Source organism: Pseudomonas sp. MN1F (assembly GCF_009391885.1).
Classification (GTDB): domain Bacteria; phylum Pseudomonadota; class Gammaproteobacteria; order Pseudomonadales; family Pseudomonadaceae; genus Aquipseudomonas.
Genome location: NZ_VZII01000029.1, coordinates 75,025 through 88,750, shown reverse-complemented (window position 1 = coordinate 88,750; position 13,726 = coordinate 75,025). Strand labels below are relative to the sequence as shown.

The following is a 13,726-nucleotide window of genomic DNA, read 5'->3' as shown; positions in this document are numbered from 1 at the left end:
CCAGGAGAAGACTCGAACTTCCACGACCTTGCGGTCACTGATACCTGAAACCAGCGCGTCTACCAATTCCGCCACCTGGGCACACATTCGAGATAAAAGATGCTTTACAGCGCCGTTCATCTCTACTACAACTTCGGGCTTGTCCGTCGTTGTGGTGCGCACTATACGGACGGTCCGGGGGGCTGTAAACCCCCCAGGCAAAAAAAATTTCAAAAAATTCAACTTGTTGATTCCGAAGGCCTATTGCCCCTCTCTATACACAGCAGCGGGGGCTGTCCAAGGCTGACATTTCCGGTTTCAATACACACATGCCAGAATTCATATCTATATACCCCAAGGTGAACCCCTTCTGATGGCCGATTGGCAATCCCTCGATCCCGAGGCCGCTCGCGAAGCGGAAAAATACGACAACCCCATTCCCAGCCGTGAGCTGATCCTGCAGCGCCTCGCCGACCGTGGCGAACCGGCCGCGCGCGAGGAGCTGGCGGCAGAGTTCGGTCTCCATGAAGAAGACCAGATCGAAGCCCTGCGCCGCCGCCTGCGTGCCATGGAGCGTGACGGCCAGCTTATCTATACCCGGCGCGGCACTTATGCCCCGGTGGACAAGCTCGACCTGATCTGCGGCCGTGTCTCTGGCCACCGCGATGGTTTCGGCTTCCTGATCCCCGATGACGGCAGCGACGACCTGTTCCTCAGCCCGTCGCAGATGCGCCTGGCATTCGACGGTGACCGTGGCCTGGCCCGTGTTTCCGGCGTTGACCGCCGTGGCCGCCGTGAGGGCGTGCTGGTCGAAATCATTTCCCGCGCCCATGAGAGCGTGGTCGGCCGCTACTTCGAAGAAGGCGGCATCGGCTACGTGACCCCGGACAACCCGAAGATCCAGCAGGAAGTGCTGGTGACCGCCGGGCGTAACGGTGGCGCCAAGATCGGCCAGTTCGTCGAGATCAAGATCACCCACTGGCCGACCCCGCGCTTCCAGCCGCAGGGTGATGTGGTCGAGGTGATCGGCAACTACATGGCCCCGGGCATGGAAATCGACGTTGCCCTGCGCAGCTACGACATTCCGCATGTCTGGCCCAACGATGTGGTCAAGGAAGCGCGCAAGTTCCGCTCCGAAGTCGAAGAGAAGGACAAAGAGAAGCGCATCGACCTGCGTCACCTGCCGTTCGTCACTATCGACGGCGAGGATGCCCGCGACTTCGATGACGCCGTCTACTGCGAACCGCTGGGCAAGCTGCGCATGTTCTCTGGCGGCTGGCGCCTGTATGTGGCAATTGCTGACGTATCCAGCTACGTACGCCTGGGCTCGGCCCTGGACAACGAAGCCCAGCAACGCGGCAACTCGGTGTACTTCCCCGAGCGCGTGGTGCCGATGCTCCCCGAGGAGCTGTCCAACGGCCTGTGCTCGCTGAACCCGCACGTCGACCGCCTGGCCATGGTCTGTGAAATGACCATCAACAAAGCCGGCCAGATGGTCGACTACCAGTTCTACGAAGGCGTTATCCACTCCCACGCCCGCCTGACCTACAACAAGGTCAGCAGCATGCTCGAGCATGCCCGTACCCGTGAGGGCAAGGCGCTGCGCGAGGAGTACAAGGAGGTCGTGCCGGACCTCAAGAACCTGTACAACCTGTACAAGGTGCTGCTGGATGCCCGTCACGCCCGGGGTGCCATCGATTTCGAGACCCAGGAAACCCGCATCATCTTTGGTGACGAGCGCAAGATCGCGGAAATCCGCCCGACCGTGCGCAACGATGCCCACAAGCTGATCGAAGAATGCATGCTGGCGGCCAACGTCGCCACCGCCGCGTTCCTGCAGAAGCACGAAGTACCTGCCCTTTACCGCGTGCACGACGGCCCGCCGCCGGAGCGCCTGGAAAAACTGCGCGCCTTCCTTGGCGAGCTGGGCCTGACCCTGCACAAGGGCAAGGACCCGTCGCCGAAGGACTACCAGGCCCTGCTGGCGAGCATCGCCGGGCGCCCGGACTTCCACCTGATCCAGACCGTGATGCTGCGCTCGCTGAGCCAGGCGGTGTACAGCACCGACAACAACGGCCACTTCGGCTTGAATTACGAGGCGTACACCCACTTCACCTCGCCGATCCGCCGTTACCCGGACCTGCTGGTGCACCGCGCCATCCGCAGCGTCATCCGTTCCAAGGTCGATACCCCGCACGTCAAGCGTGCCGGCGCCATGAGCATCCCCAAGGCGCGTATCTACCCGTACGACGTGAATGCCCTCGACCAACTCGGCGAGCAGTGCTCGATGACCGAACGCCGCGCCGACGAAGCCACCCGTGACGTGGTCAACTGGCTCAAGTGCGAGTTCATGAAGGACCGCGTGGGCGAGACCTTCCCGGGTGTGATCACCGCGGTCACCGGTTTCGGCCTGTTCGTCGAGCTGACCGACATCTATGTGGAAGGCCTGGTGCACGTCAGTGCGCTGCCGGGCGACTACTACCACTTCGACCCGGTGCATCACCGCCTGTCGGGTGAGCGTACCGGGCGCAGCTTCCGCCTCGGCGACACCATCGAGGTCAAGGTCATGCGCGTCGACCTCGACGAGCGCAAGATCGACTTCGAAGTCTCCGAGCAGCAGCTCAGTGCGCCGATCGGGCGCAAGGGGCGTGGTGCAGCTGCGCCCGTCGCCGAGAAGTCCGAGCCAGTGGTCGAAGCCAAGGCCACGCCAAAACCGCGCAGCCGCAAGAGCGAAGCCGCCGAGGCGTACTTCCCGAAAGACGCCGTGCAGCGCAACGCCGAAGTGCGCAAGAGCCGTGAAATGAAAAAGGCACTGATGAGCGACGCGCGCACCAGTGGCCATGCCAGCAGCAAGTCGGACAAGGGCGGCAAGCCGTCCGGCAAGCCGACCAAGCACCGTAAAGGCCCGCCGAAGTCCGGTGCGCCACGCAAGAGCAAGAGCAAGCCATGAGTCAGCTGGAAAAGATCTACGGCGTGCACGCCGTGCAGGCATTGCTGCAGCACCATCCGAAGCGGGTCAAGCAGATCTGGCTGTCGGAAGGGCGCAGCGAGCCACGCATCCAGGCGCTGCTGGAGCTGGCCGCGGAAAACCGCGTGCCGGTCGGCCAGGCCGAGCGCCGTGAGCTGGATGCCTGGGTCGAAGGCGTGCACCAGGGCGTGGTTGCCGAGGTCAGCCCGAGCCAGGTGTGGGGCGAGTTGATGCTCGAGGAGTTGCTCGAGCGCAGCGAAACGCCGCCACTGATCCTGGTGCTGGACGGCGTGACCGACCCGCACAACCTTGGCGCTTGCCTGCGCACCGCCGATGCGGCCGGTGCCACGGCGGTGATCGTGCCCAAGGACAAGTCGGCAACCCTCACGCCGGTAGTGCGCAAGGTGGCCTGCGGCGCGGCGGAGGTGATTCCGCTGGTGGCCGTGACCAACCTGGCGCGCACCCTGGAAAAACTGCAGCAGCGTGGCCTGTGGGTGGTGGGCACAGCTGGCGAGGCTGAGCAGGAGATCTACCAGCAGGACCTGACCGGCCCGCTGGTGATGATCATGGGCGCGGAAGGCAAGGGCATGCGCCGGCTGACCCGTGAGCATTGCGATTTTCTGGTGAAGTTGCCGATGAGCGGCAGCGTCAGCAGCCTGAACGTGTCGGTGGCCACGGGCGTCTGCCTGTTCGAGGCCGTGCGCCAGCGTCAGGCCAAGCGCTGATCTTCAGCCTGTGCTGGCCCTTTCGCGGGTTATCGTGGCGTCGAGCCACCGCGAAAGGGCCGGCAGCTGGTGAATATGTATCAGGCTGTTCAAATAATCACCAATCACCTTGCTTGTACGCCCCGCCTTCTCTACAATTGCGCCCCTTGCCGAGCTGGCAGGCGCCCATGTGCCTCCCCTCCGTGCAAGACATACAGTGTCATTCACTCCTTGTCTGACCAGATTCGCTGGCAGACTACTAACCCGTAAGGAGCATTCATGCGTCATTACGAAATCATCTTCCTGGTTCACCCGGACCAGAGCGAGCAAGTCGGCGGCATGGTTGAGCGTTACACCAAGCTGATCGAAGAAGATGGCGGCAAGATTCACCGCCTGGAAGACTGGGGCCGTCGTCAACTGGCCTACGCAATCAACAATGTTCACAAGGCTCACTACGTGATGCTGAACGTTGAGTGCACCGGCAAGGCCCTGGCCGAGCTGGAAGACAACTTCCGCTACAACGATGCCGTTATCCGTAACCTCGTCATCCGTCGCGACGAAGCCGTAACCGGCCAGTCCGAGATGCTGAAGGCTGAAGAAAACCGCAGCGAGCGCCGTGAGCGTCGTGAGCGTCCTGAGCATGCTGAATCCGCCGACGGCGACGACAGCAATGACAGCGACTCCAGCGATAACGCTGACGAGTAATCCACGGACCTTTAGAGGAGCCTATTAAATGGCACGTTTCTTCCGTCGTCGTAAATTCTGCCGCTTCACTGCTGAAGACGTGAAAGAGATCGACTTCAAAGATCTCAACACCCTGAAAGCTTACGTATCCGAAACCGGCAAGATCGTTCCAAGCCGTATCACCGGTACCAAAGCTCGTTATCAGCGTCAGCTGGCTACCGCTATCAAGCGCGCCCGCTTCCTGGCCCTGCTGCCCTACACCGACAGCCACGGCCGCTGAGACCGGGTCGTCGACAAGCAGTAAGGGATTAGCATGCGAGCGTTAGCAAGTTTCATCATGCGCGGTCGTGTGCAGGCCACCCTGGTGGTGGTCATCAGCGCGGTACTGCCGCTGCTGTTCTGGTTGAGTGCCGCTGCCGGCAGCCTTGTGCTGCTGCGGCGTGGGTTCAAGGATGCTTCAACGGTCATCGCCGGCGGCCTGCTGGCCGGGCTGGCCGTGTGGTTCATGGGCGATCCGATCACCTTCCTGGTGATTGCCGGTGCCCTGAGCCTGGCCGCGCTGTTGCGCGCCGAGCATCCCTGGAGCCGTGTGCTGGTCGCCAGTGCCGTGTTTGCCGTGGTTTTCAGCCTCGTGCTCGACATGGCATTGGCGCAGACCTTCGATGTGCTGGCCAAGGCGTTTGCCGAAGCCATGCCGAAAATCGAAGGGGAGCCGGTGCTTTCCGGTGAGCTGATCCGCCCTGTGCTGGTCGCTTCCACAGCAGTGACGGTGCAATTGTTCAGCGTGTTGGCCCTGGTGCTGGCGCGTTATTGGCAGGCAGCGTTGTACAACCCTGGAGGCTTCGGTCGCGAGTTTCGCGAACTGAAGTTGCCGAAACAGACCATGGCGGTCTTGGTGGCAGTGATGGTGGTGGCTCCGTTTATCGGGTCGCAGTTCATCATCCTGGCATCGGCGTCGAGCCTGGTTCTGGTGCTGGCCGGCATCGCCTTGATGCACGGGCTGGTGGCACAGGGGCGACTGGCCGGTTTCTGGCTGGTGGGCATGTACGTGACGTTGCCGCTGATCATGCAGCTGATCTACCCGTTGCTGATGGTCCTGGCCATTGTCGACAGCCTGATTGATTTTCGCGGTCGCAAGTCCCCTCCGGGGAAAGACTCCGCGAACGGTGAAGGTTAAAAGTTAAGAGGTTTTACCAAATGGAACTGATCCTGCTGGAAAAAGTCGCTAACCTGGGCAACCTGGGCGACAAAGTTAAAGTTAAGGCTGGTTACGGCCGTAACTTCCTGCTGCCATTCGGCAAGGCCACCGTTGCCAACGCCGCCAACCTGGCTGCGTTCGAAGAGCGTCGCGCCGAGCTGGAAAAAGCAGCAGCTGACCGTAAATCGTCGGCTGAAAGCCGCGCTGCCCAACTGGCCGAGCTGGAAGTGACCATCACTGCCACCGCTGGCGACGAAGGCAAGCTGTTCGGTTCGATCGGCACCCACGACATCGCTGACGCCCTGACCGCCTCCGGCGTTGAAGTGGCCAAAGCTGAAGTGCGTCTGCCGAACGGCACCATCCGCCAGGTTGGCGAATACGACGTAGCCGTGCACCTGCACAGCGACGTTGAAGCCACTGTACGTGTGGTCGTCGTAGCTGCCTAAGCTGCGCTGACTGGTGGTCCCTTTCGGGATAGCCGGTTAACATCGGGCACGGTCCTGTTCATTCAGGCCGTGCCCTTTGTCTTTTTCATCCTCCAGAATTCTTTCGTGGCCATGAACGAGATCATCAACTCCGAACAGCTCGACCTGCAAACCGCTGCCCTGAAGGTGCCGCCGCATTCCATCGAGGCCGAACAGGCCGTGCTCGGTGGCCTGATGCTGGACAACAATGCCTGGGAGCGGGTGCTGGACCAGGTGTCGGATGGCGATTTCTACCGGCATGACCACCGCCTGATCTTCCGTGCCGTGCAAAAGTTGGCCGACGCCAACCAGCCATTCGACGTGGTGACTCTGCACGAGCAGCTGGACAAGGAAGGCCTGTCGTCACAAATCGGCGGCCTGGCGTACCTGGCCGAGCTGGCCAAGAACACCCCGTCGGTGGCCAACATCAAGGCCTACGCCGCGATCATTCGCGAGCGGGCGACCCTGCGCCAACTGATCAGCATCAGTACCGACATCGCCGATAACGCCTTCAACCCGCAAGGGCGCAACGCCGCAGAAATCCTCGACGATGCCGAGCGGCAGATCTTCCAGATCGCCGAGGCACGGCCGAAAACCGGCGGCCCGGTGGGCGTCAACGAACTGTTGACGATGGCCATCGACCGTATCGACACGCTGTTCAACTCCGACAGTGACATCACCGGTATCTCCACCGGTTACACCGACCTGGACGAGAAGACCAGCGGCCTGCAGGCGGCGGACCTGATCATCGTCGCCGGTCGACCGTCGATGGGTAAGACCACTTTCGCCATGAACCTGGTGGAAAACGCCGTGCTGCGCAGCGAGAAGGCAGTGTTGGTGTTCTCCCTCGAGATGCCAGGCGAATCGCTGATCATGCGTATGCTTTCTTCGCTGGGCCGCATCGACCAGACCAAGGTGCGTTCCGGCCAGCTCGATGACGACGACTGGCCGCGCCTGACCTCGGCGGTGAACCTGCTCAACGACCGCAAGCTGTTCATCGACGATACGGCAGGCATCAGCCCGTCGGAAATGCGTGCGCGTACCCGTCGCCTGGCCCGTGAGCACGGTGAGATCGGCATGATCATGGTCGACTACCTGCAGCTGATGCAGATCCCGGGTTCGTCCGGTGACAACCGGACCAACGAGATTTCCGAGATCTCCCGTTCCCTCAAGGCCCTGGCCAAGGAATTCAACTGCCCGGTCATCGCCCTGTCGCAGCTGAACCGCTCTCTGGAACAGCGACCGAACAAACGCCCGGTGAACTCCGACTTGCGTGAATCCGGTGCAATCGAGCAGGACGCCGACGTCATCATGTTCGTCTACCGCGACGAGGTGTATCACCCCGAGACCGAGCACAAGGGCGTGGCGGAAATCATCATCGGCAAGCAGCGTAACGGCCCCATCGGCTTCGTGCGCCTGGCGTTCATCGGCAAATACACCCGCTTCGAGAACCTGGCGCCGGGGATGTACAACTTCGACGACGACGAGTAAGGGCTCCCAAAGGGTTCCCTATGCCTCCCATGAATCCGACAACCACCGTCGGATTTGGTCAAAATTTGTGCTATATTCCGCGCCCGCGATTTCCCTGCACACCAGAACCGGTCACTGACATGCAAGCAGCCAAACCACTCTACGACTATCCCAAGTACTGGGCCGAATGCTTCGGGCCAGCACCTTTCCTGCCGATGAGCAGGGAGGAGATGGATCTGCTCGGCTGGGATTCCTGCGACATCATCATCGTGACCGGTGATGCTTACGTCGACCACCCGTCGTTCGGCATGGCCATCATCGGCCGCCTGCTGGAGGCCCAGGGCTTCCGCGTGGGCATCATCGCCCAGCCGAACTGGCAGTCGAAAGACGACTTCATGAAACTCGGCGAGCCGAACCTGTTCTTCGGCGTGGCCGCCGGCAACATGGACTCGATGATCAACCGCTACACAGCGGACAAGAAGATCCGTTCCGACGACGCCTACACCCCAGGTGGCCTGGCCGGCAGCCGTCCGGACCGCGCCAGCCTGGTGTACAGCCAGCGCTGCAAGGAAGCCTATAAGCATGTGCCGATCGTGCTCGGCGGCATCGAGGCTTCGCTGCGCCGCATCGCCCACTACGACTACTGGCAGGACAAGGTCCGCCATTCGATCCTGATCGACGCCAGTGCCGACATCCTGCTGTTCGGCAACGCCGAACGCGCGGTGGTCGAAGTGGCCCAGCGCCTGTCCAACGGCGAGACCATCGAAACCATCACCGACGTGCGCGGTACCGCGTTCGTGCGCCGTGACACGCCGCAAGGCTGGTACGAGATCGACTCTACCCGTATCGACCGCCCAGGCCGCGTCGACAAGATCATCAACCCGTACGTGAACACCCAGGACACCCAGGCCTGTGCCATCGAGCAGGCCAAGGGCGACCAGGAAGACCCGAACGAAGCCAAGGTGGTGCAGATTCTCGACAGCCCGAGCGTGACCCGGGAAAAGTCAGTGATCCGCCTGCCGTCCTTCGAGAAGGTGCGTAACGACCCGGTGCTCTATGCCCACGCCAACCGTGTGCTGCACCTGGAAACCAACCCGGGCAACGCCCGCGCCCTGGTGCAGAAGCATGGCGAAGTGGATGTGTGGTTCAACCCGCCACCCATTCCGATGAGCACCGAGGAAATGGACTACGTGTTCGGCATGCCTTACGCCCGTGTGCCGCACCCGGCCTACGGCAAGGAGCGCATCCCGGCCTACGAGATGATCCGTTTCTCGGTGAACATCATGCGTGGCTGCTTCGGTGGCTGCACCTTCTGCTCGATCACCGAACACGAAGGCCGCATCATCCAGAACCGCTCCCACGAGTCGATCCTGCACGAGATCGAGGAGATGCGTGACAAGGTGCCGGGCTTCACCGGCGTGGTCTCCGACCTGGGTGGCCCAACCGCCAACATGTACCGCATCGCCTGCAAGAGCCACGAAATCGAGAAGCACTGCCGCAAGCCGTCGTGCGTGTTCCCGGGCATCTGCGAAAACCTCAACACCGACCACAGCTCGCTGATCGAGCTATACCGCAAGGCCCGTGCCCTGCCGGGTGTGAAGAAGATCCTGATTGCCTCGGGCCTGCGCTACGACCTAGCGGTAGAATCGCCGGAGTACGTCAAGGAACTGGTCACCCACCACGTGGGCGGCTACCTGAAGATTGCCCCGGAGCACACCGAGCGTGGCCCGCTGGACAAGATGATGAAGCCGGGCATCGGCACCTACGACCGCTTCAAGCGCATGTTCGAGAAGTTCTCGAAAGAGGCGGGCAAGGAGCAGTACCTGATCCCGTACTTCATCGCAGCGCACCCAGGCACCACCGACGAAGACATGATGAACCTGGCCCTGTGGCTCAAGGGTAACGGCTTCCGCGCCGACCAGGTGCAGGCGTTCTACCCGTCGCCGATGGCTTCGGCCACGGCCATGTACCACTCGGGCAAGAACCCGCTGCGCAAGGTCACGTACAAGAGCGAAGGGGTGGAGATCGTCAAGAGCGACGAGCAGCGCCGCCTGCACAAGGCGTTCCTGCGTTATCACGATCCGAAGGGCTGGCCGATGCTGCGTGAAGCGCTGCAGCGCATGGGCCGCGCCGACCTGATCGGGCCGGGCAAGCACCAGCTGATCCCGCTGCACCAGCCGCAGACCGACACGTACCAGAGTGCGCGCCGCAAGAACTCGACCCCGGCCGGCAGCCACAAGGTGGGCAAGGATCAGAAGATCCTCACCCAGCACACTGGCCTGCCACCGCGTGGCAGCGATGGCAGCAAGCCGTGGGACAAGCGCGAGAAGGCCAAGGCCGAGGCGTTTGCCCGCAACCAGCAGGCGGCCAAGGAGCGCAAGGAAGCGGCCAAGGGTGGTGGCGGCAAGGGCAAGAAGCCGCGTCAGCCAGTCATTCCTCGTTAACTGATCCAGTTTGGGACCGTTTTGCGGTCCCAGGATGTCAGCCTTCAGTCAGGCTTCTTGTCGACCCACTTCGGCAGCACCGGCGATTCGAACCGCTCCATCCCGTCCAGCAGTTCATCCGCCTGCTGCGCCAGCAGCAACATGGCCCGATGTTGCGGGCGCACGAAGCCTTCTTCGACAATATGGTCGAGGAACCCGCCAAGCTTTTCATAGAAGCCGTTCACATCGAGCAGCCCCAGCGGCTTGGCGTGATAGCCCAATTGCCCCCAGGTCCACACCTCGAACAGCTCCTCCAGCGTACCCAGCCCACCCGGCAGGGCGATGAAGGCGTCGCTCAGTTCGGCCATGCGCGCCTTGCGCGCGTGCATGCCGTCGACCACTTCCAGGCGACTCAGGCCCTTGTGGCCGATCTCGGCGTTCATCAGGCTTTCCGGGATGATCCCGATTACCTCACCGCCGGCCGCCATGGCCGCGTCGGCGACGGTGCCCATCAGGCCGACCGCGCCGCCGCCGTAGACCAGCGTCAGGCCGCGGCGGGCAATGGCCTGGCCAAGCGCGACAGCCGCTTCACGGTACGCAGGGTTGGCGCCGATGCTGGCGCCGCAGAAGACACAAACGGAACGTACAGGCATTGCTCATCTCCAGTCACTCAAGGCGACAGGGTACGGCGCATGCCCGCCGGTTCCAAGGCCGGTTTCACTCCGGTCGGGAGAATTCGCAACTGGCACCCGTGGCCCCGTGGGCGTAGGCGGCGAGCAGGCTGTTCATGAAACTTGCGAGGGACATTGCGATTGCTCCTGAATGAGAGGTTGTCCCATCGTCTATTAAAAGGGCATGATGTGCCCTTAGATTGGTTGTATACAATCAATTGAACAATTCAACTGGCTGGCCACTTGACACCCCCTTGACCCATATCAGCAGGGGGCTGAACGGTTTCAGGCAGTCTCGCAATTGATAAAACCCTGCCAAGGAGATTCATGATGTTTGCGAAAGCTGTAGCGGTATCCCTGCTGACCCTCGCCAGCGCTTCTGTCTTCGCAGCCGAATGTTCGGTAACTGTCGACTCGACCGACCAGATGTCCTTCAACACCAAGGAGATCGTCGTCGACAAGAGCTGCAAGGAATTCACCGTCAACCTGACCCACTCCGGCAGCCTGCCGAAGAACGTCATGGGCCACAACGTGGTCATCAGCAAGGAAGCTGACATGCAGCCGATCGCTACCGACGGCCTGGCCGCCGGGATCGAGAAGAACTACCTGAAGGCCGGTGATGAGCGCGTCATCGCCCACACCAAGATCATTGGCGCTGGCGAGACAGACAAGCTGACGTTCGATGTATCCAAGCTGGCCGCTGATCAGAAGTACGGCTTCTTCTGCTCGTTCCCGGGCCACATCTCGATGATGAAAGGCACTGTCACGCTCAAGTAAGCATGCAGTGATAAGCGGGGCCGCATGGCGGCCCCGTTCGTTTTCACGGGGCGAACGGCAGTTCGCGCTTGTGCTGGGTCTTGCGGTAGGTAGCGACGATGATGTCGAACGCCTCCTGATCCACCGGCTGCCCATGCAGGAAGGCATCGATCTGCTGGTAGGTCACGCCATGGGAAGCCTCGTCCGGCTTGCCCGGCTCCAGGTCTTCCAGGTCCGCAGTCGGCACCTTTTCCACCAATGACTCCGGCGCACCAAAGCTGCGCGCAATCGCCCGCACCTGGTTTTTCACCAGCCCGCTCAGCGGCGCCAGGTCGCAAGCACCGTCCCCGAACTTGGTAAAGAAGCCCATCACCGCCTCGGCAGCGTGGTCGGTGCCAATCACCAGGCCCGCGCGGGCGCCGGCGATGGTGTACTGGGCAACCATGCGCGTGCGCGCCTTGACATTGCCGACCACGAAGTCCACCAGGGTCGGCGAGCCGTTCTTCAATTCCACCACTTCCGCCGCCAGCGCGCGCACGGCCGGGGCGATGTCGACGGTGTGCACTTCATCGGCCTTGATCACCTCCAGGCAGGCCTGGGCGTCGTGCTCGTCATGCTGCACCTGGTACGGCAGGCGCACGGCGATGAAGGTGTAGGCCTTGTCGCCGGTTTCGGCGCGCAGCTCGTTGACGGCGCGCTGGGCGAGCAGGGCAGCTGTCAGCGAATCGACGCCGCCACTGATGCCTAGCACCAGGGTCTTGAGCCGGGCGTTGGCCAGGCAGTCCTTGATGAACGCCACGCGCCGGGCGACTTCGGCCTCGAGCGCAGCGGCGTCGGCGAACGGCGGCTGAACCTTCAGCGCCTGGGCAATCTCTTGCTGAACCGCTTGCATGGGTTACTCCTTGCTGGGGACTTTGAATACGTGACGCATGTAGGCGACGAAGTTCTCGTCGCGGCATTGGGTCTTGGCGGCTTCGTCCGAGATTTTCGCCACCGGCGAGCCGTTGCAGTCGGTCATTTTAAGCACGATGTTCATCGGCGCCACACCGGGGATGTCGCAGGTGAGGTTGGTGCCGATGCCGAAACTGACGTTGATGCGACCACGCAGGGCACGGAAGATTTCCAGCGAGCGGGTCAGGTTGAGGCCATCGGAAAACACCAGGGTCTTGGTCATCGGGTCGATACCCAGCATCTGGTAGTGGGCGATGGCTTTTTCCGCCCAGGCCACCGGCTCGCCCGAGTCATGGCGCAGGCCGTCGAACAGCTTGGCGAAGTACAAGTCGAAATCGTTGAGGAAGGCATCCATGGTGATGCAGTCGGTCAGGGCGATGCCGAGCAGGCCGCGGTATTCGCGAACCCAGCAGTCCAGCGCGGCGATCTGACTGTCGATCAGGCGCGGGCCGAGCTGCTGATGGGCCATGATCCACTCGTGGGCCATGGTGCCCAGTGGCTTGATATCCAGTTTCCATGCCAGGTCGACGTTGCTGGTACCGACGAAGCGACCTGGGAAGTCATCGCGCAGTACGCGCACCACGTCTTCCTGCACGCGGCTGGAAAAGCGCCGGCGGGTGCCGAAATCGGCCACCTGCAGCTCGGCCAGTTCGTCGTCGCTGGCGTGGGCGCGCAGCCAGTCGAACTTGCGATACAGCTGATCTCGGGCATCGGCCAGGCGCATGCGGGGGTGCAGGTGGCGGTTGCGCACTTCGCTGATGATCGCCAGCAGCGGCACTTCGAACAGGATCACGTGCAGCCAGGGGCCTTTCAGGCGCAAGAACAGTTGGTCGTTGTCGATGCCGATGCGCACATAGCGCAGGTTGAAGCGGAACAGGCGCAGAAAGCGCAGGAAGTCGGGCTTGAGGAAGCTGATGCGTTCGAGGAAGGCCGGCTGGCCATCATCGAGGGTGAGGTCGCTGAGCAGTTCCAGCTGGTGGCGAATCTCGCCAAGGTAGGGGCGCAGGTCCTCGCCGTTGCGGCAGCGGAATTCCCATTCGACGTCGGCGTCTGGGTAGTTGTGTAGCACGCCCTGCATCATGGTGAGCTTGTAGAAGTCGGTGTCGAGCAGGTTGTGCACGATGCGCTCGGCGAATGCGCTCTCGCTCATCAAAGGGGGCTCCGGAAACGGCGAATGGCGGACATTGTGCCAGTCTTTTCAGTCGTGTTGTGTCTGGGCCGGCCTCTTCGCGGGCAAGCCCGCCCCCATGGAGGCCGCGTAATGGCCAAATCAGGTGATTTTTCCGTGCACCAGCTAGCCTTGAAACAGTGCTGCCTGTAGCAGTCGCGCACCAGCGGTGTGCACTTCGGTGACGTCCACTGTTACAGGGCGGTTGCACGTAAACACTTGCCAGGGTTGCAATGATGGCACTCGACGGTTGCTCCTTGTCTGTACGTGTGGTGGCGCCTGCCGCGTGG

Annotated in this window: 12 protein-coding genes; 9 read left to right on the top strand and 3 right to left on the bottom strand. The window is 62.1% G+C overall.

What is annotated here, in order from left to right:
- Window positions 1–352 precede the first annotated feature (352 nt).
- From rnr to F6X59_RS15575, 8 genes are all read left to right on the top strand, one after another.
- Window positions 353–2,929: a ribonuclease R gene (gene rnr, locus F6X59_RS15610; protein WP_152956986.1), complete on the top strand. Its 2,577-nt coding sequence runs from the start codon at window positions 353–355 to the stop codon at window positions 2,927–2,929.
- Window positions 2,926–3,672 carry a 23S rRNA (guanosine(2251)-2'-O)-methyltransferase RlmB gene (rlmB, locus tag F6X59_RS15605; protein ID WP_027920757.1) on the top strand — a complete coding sequence of 249 codons (747 nt, stop codon included), beginning with the start codon at window positions 2,926–2,928 and terminating at the stop codon, window positions 3,670–3,672. The genes rnr and rlmB overlap by 4 nt, the downstream gene beginning before the upstream one ends.
- Window positions 3,673–3,930: 258 nt before the next feature.
- The gene (gene rpsF / locus F6X59_RS15600; RefSeq protein WP_013974420.1) at window positions 3,931–4,356 is read left to right on the top strand and encodes a 30S ribosomal protein S6; all 426 of its coding nucleotides are present in this window, start codon (window positions 3,931–3,933) and stop codon (window positions 4,354–4,356) included.
- Between the two features lie 28 nt (window positions 4,357–4,384).
- The gene (gene rpsR, locus F6X59_RS15595; RefSeq protein WP_003249563.1) at window positions 4,385–4,615 is read left to right on the top strand and encodes a 30S ribosomal protein S18; all 231 of its coding nucleotides are present in this window, start codon (window positions 4,385–4,387) and stop codon (window positions 4,613–4,615) included.
- 33 nt (window positions 4,616–4,648) lie between these two features.
- Window positions 4,649–5,512, top strand: coding sequence for a hypothetical protein (locus F6X59_RS15590; protein ID WP_152956985.1), 864 nt, complete (start codon window positions 4,649–4,651; stop codon window positions 5,510–5,512).
- A gap of 20 nt (window positions 5,513–5,532) precedes the next feature.
- Complete coding sequence (gene rplI / locus F6X59_RS15585; RefSeq protein WP_012316464.1) at window positions 5,533–5,979, top strand: 50S ribosomal protein L9; 447 nt, start codon at window positions 5,533–5,535, stop codon at window positions 5,977–5,979.
- Between the two features lie 111 nt (window positions 5,980–6,090).
- The gene (dnaB, locus tag F6X59_RS15580) at window positions 6,091–7,488 is read left to right on the top strand and encodes a replicative DNA helicase (RefSeq protein WP_152956984.1); all 1,398 of its coding nucleotides are present in this window, start codon (window positions 6,091–6,093) and stop codon (window positions 7,486–7,488) included.
- 119 nt (window positions 7,489–7,607) lie between these two features.
- Window positions 7,608–9,911: a YgiQ family radical SAM protein gene (locus F6X59_RS15575; protein WP_152956983.1), complete on the top strand. Its 2,304-nt coding sequence runs from the start codon at window positions 7,608–7,610 to the stop codon at window positions 9,909–9,911.
- A gap of 44 nt (window positions 9,912–9,955) precedes the next feature.
- Here the strand turns inward: F6X59_RS15575 and F6X59_RS15570 are convergent, their stop codons facing one another.
- Window positions 9,956–10,543, bottom strand: a complete 588-nt coding sequence (locus tag F6X59_RS15570) for a TIGR00730 family Rossman fold protein (RefSeq protein WP_152956982.1) — start codon at window positions 10,541–10,543, stop codon at window positions 9,956–9,958.
- A 348-nt stretch (window positions 10,544–10,891) separates the two neighbouring features.
- On the opposite strand from F6X59_RS15570, the gene azu reads away from it, so the two are divergent.
- Window positions 10,892–11,338, top strand: coding sequence for an azurin (gene azu, locus F6X59_RS15565; protein ID WP_152956988.1), 447 nt, complete (start codon window positions 10,892–10,894; stop codon window positions 11,336–11,338).
- Between the two features lie 43 nt (window positions 11,339–11,381).
- On the opposite strand, the gene nadE is transcribed toward azu, so the two are convergent.
- The gene (gene nadE / locus F6X59_RS15560) at window positions 11,382–12,209 is read right to left on the bottom strand and encodes an ammonia-dependent NAD(+) synthetase (protein ID WP_152956981.1); all 828 of its coding nucleotides are present in this window, start codon (window positions 12,207–12,209) and stop codon (window positions 11,382–11,384) included.
- Between the two features lie 3 nt (window positions 12,210–12,212).
- The gene (gene pncB / locus F6X59_RS15555; RefSeq protein ID WP_152956980.1) at window positions 12,213–13,418 is read right to left on the bottom strand and encodes a nicotinate phosphoribosyltransferase; all 1,206 of its coding nucleotides are present in this window, start codon (window positions 13,416–13,418) and stop codon (window positions 12,213–12,215) included.
- Between the last annotated feature and the right edge of the window lie 308 nt (window positions 13,419–13,726).